Below are 3300 nucleotides of genomic sequence, written 5' to 3'. Positions count from 1 at the left end.
CGCACGATCAGAGGCCGGCCGTCCACGTCCAGGTCGATCTTGCCCGGCGGCACCTGGTCGTCGAAGACGAAGCGGCCATCACTGCCGCTGAGCGTGCTCAGTGGCGTGCGCGAGATGGTCAGGCGCACGCCTTGCAACGGCTTGCCCGAGTGATCCAGCACCACACCGGAAAATCCTGTCGGACCGTTTGTGCGTTCCAACACCAGCAGGTTGAACACCGCGTTGCTGATCGGCGTGTCAGGGTCGAGCTGCACATGGGCACGGACGCGCACGTTACCAGGCGTGTTGCCGGTGGTTGGGCGGACGCTCGCCAGCCCGTTCTTGTCGGCCGGCACGGTGATGACTTTGCCGTCGGCCGAGACCACACCGTTGATGGCGGAGGCGGCAGTAAACAACGCATCGCCGTCTTCGATGGTGAAGATCACCGGCGTATCGGTCATCGCGTTGCGCTGCGCATCCAGCACCACGGCTGTCAGCGGCTCCACCGGCTGGCTCTGCGTCTGCACGTATTGGCTGCCCGCAGCGCCGCTGACCATCACCAACGCCGGCACTTGGCGCAGGCCGGTGGCGGTGAACATCACGTCCTCGGCCAGCTCGGTGCTCCAGGCTCTGATCATGTTGCCCGACTGGGAAGCCTCGCTGCCCAGGGTAAGCCAGACTTCGGCGCGACCGTCCTCACCGGTCTCGACCTCGAGATTGCGCGCTGCATTGACGCCGTCGGGACGGTCCTGCTGTCCGGAGCTGCGGCTGATCGAACCGGCGCCGCGCAAAACATCAAAATGTATTGAATGCCCGGCCAGCGGGAGCCCCTGGGCGTCGATCGCCGCGACCACCAAAGGCTGCGGGAGAGGCGCGAGCACAGCGCCGGTCTGGCGGTCGCCGCCGAGCAACGTGACCCGCGAAGAACCCACGGCGATGCGGGTGACGCGCAACTCCCTGCTGCGGGCGTTGCCCTGGGCGTCGGTCGCCGTCACCGTGATGGTGTTGGCGCCGATTTCCAGCGGCAGCTCGCGTCCCAGGTAGTAGCGGTCGGTGACGAGGGCGGTCACGCTCTGCTGGTTGACGGCGTTGCGCACGACCACCTGCGGTTCCGGCGCGTTGACGCCGCCTTCGACCGCGTCGTTGACCACGCCGCGCACGTCAACGCTCGCCGCCGAGGTCACGCCGTCCGCGACCGGGCCTTCCACGCTCAGCAGCGGCGCCGTCTGGTCCAGATACACGGTGATCTGGGCCATGCCGCTGCGACCGGACGCGTCGGTTGCTGTCGCGCTGATCAGGTTCGTGCCTTCGTGAAGCAGGTAGCGCTCGAAGGTGAAGCGGCGGCGGTCCGCATCGAGCTGCGCCTGCTGCTGGTTGATGCTGACGCTGACCACGGGCTTGCTGACCTGGCCTGTGATCGCCACCGGTCGTTCCACCGAGCCCGCCAGATCGCGCGAACCGCCGGGCACCGGTCCGCTGCCGCCGGCCAGCGCACCTAAGGTCTGCCAGTCGGACGGACTGGTGATGGTCACGGTCGGCGGCGCGTCGTAGTTCAGCGCCACAGTACGCTCCAAATCGCCACCGTCGGCAAACGCGGCCGCTACGCCGATAGTGTTTTCGCCGGGTGCTAAAGTGACGGATGCCGAGTAGGTCGTTTCCCCGTCTGCTTCGGCGACAACTGCAGCGGGCGCACCATTGATGGTGATCCCACTGGAAGCCAGATCACTCGAATAGACCCGAGCGCTGATGACTACGTCCGGTTGCGTTAATGTGCTGCCAGCCGGAGGCTCAAGGATTTCGAGCACTCGCCGGTTGGCGACGATGAACCGCCACACCGCGAGAGTCTTAGCTCCGGCGCTGTTGGCCACAGCCAAGTGGACGACGTGCTCGCCTGACTCCAATGGGTCGTCGGGGCGAAGCCGCACAGTCCCCTCACGGCTATTGGGCCGGTCGACTACGGCGCTGCTGGTAACGTCCGCCGTATCCAGGGTCAGCGTCAGCGACGCCGAATCGATGTCCAACGCTGAATCGGCAAAGTGGGCTTCAATCAGCGTCGGGCTGCCAAAAGGCAAGGTGGTATCGATCGGTGTCATAGCTGAAACTTGCGGCGGATTTCCCACACCGAACTGCCATTGCCCTTGCGTAAGGTTGCCAGCGCGGTCGGCAATTGTGACGTCAACGCTGTGGCGTCCGTCCGTCCAGGGCTGGCTTGGCACGTAAGTGAGCCCTGTAGCTGCTATCACGGCCGCTCCGGTCACGTCGGCGCCATCCAGGCGCAGTCTTACCGCCGATGGTTCAATGCCGCTGCCGACATCGCCGTAGTTCAGGCTGATGCCGGCAAGCCGCGCGGACGGCAAAACCACATCATCGAAATCTGCGAAACCGAACGTCGGTGCAGATCGAGTCGTAAACGACCAGCTCGCCTTGGCGCTCCCGACCGTGACCGCGATCTCGTGGTTTGCTTCGCTCAACGCCTGGGGAGGGACGAAGCGCAGTGTGCGCCCGACGATTTCCGCCGCGGCGGTCACGTCCACACCGTCAACAAGCATGCGCACCTGAGGTGAGGGCAATCCGTCTGCAGAGAAGCGGATGCTGATGGTCGGTACGGCATCCGCAGCAAGCACGCTGCCGTTGGATGGCGTGGCGCTTGCGAGATCGAACGGCGACGGCGGCGGCGTTTCGAACGAGGAAGCGAAGATGTAGTCGTCCGGCTCAACCGACTCGGAGCCTGAGGATTTGGTCCCGGCCTTCGTTCCTGCTCCCAACGCAAGCGCGAACAGCAGAGCCAACGAGGCTATGCCACGTGCAAGAAATGGACGTGCTTGAAGACGATTCATCGATAGGCATCCGTCGATCTGACGATTTCCCGGCCGGAGGCTCCGCTGAGCGGAATCCTTAGGTAACGCGAAACAATGAGGAAGCTGGCGATCATGGCTTGCGGCTGCTCAGCACGAGTTCCGCCACCTTGCGCCCGAGGACCAGGCCGTCCTCGTTGTCGTGGCGGAAGTGGATGCCACCGTAGAGGCGCGATGTCGCCGCCTCCTCAGCCATGGCATCGAGCTTCTGCGACTGGTCGGGGAAGTAGTCGCCGATGATGCGCGCCGCCGCGCCGCTGAAGCCGGCGTGGCCCGATACGTACGAGGGAAACGGCGGCGTCAATATCTGCGGCTGCAAGGTGACGTTGAGCAGCTTCTTCGCTGCAGTGATCGGCCGCATGGTCCAGTAACGGTATTTGGTGTCCCACACCGCGATGAAGGTGTCGGCCAGGGCGACGTTGAGCTCCATGAACAGCCGTGTCGCGGTGGCGTCGTCGAGCTTGGC

General features: G+C 64.8%; 2 protein-coding genes. Both read right to left on the bottom strand.

The features are described from left to right. Positions 1 to 2768 (bottom strand): hypothetical protein (locus tag DFR29_RS28700; RefSeq protein ID WP_208113773.1); only part of this gene is annotated, 2768 nt, incomplete at its 3' end. A gap of 139 nt (positions 2769 to 2907) precedes the next feature. Continuing rightward, on the bottom strand, positions 2908 to 3300 hold a 393-nt coding region (locus tag DFR29_RS28695; protein WP_133822065.1), incomplete at its 5' end, for a vanadium-dependent haloperoxidase.

Origin of the sequence: Tahibacter aquaticus (assembly GCF_004363655.1) — a bacterium.
In the GTDB taxonomy this organism is placed as follows: Bacteria; Pseudomonadota; Gammaproteobacteria; order Xanthomonadales; family Rhodanobacteraceae; genus Tahibacter; species Tahibacter aquaticus.
Note: the sequence above shows the minus strand (reverse complement) of the source record. Positions and strands in the feature narration are given on the sequence as shown.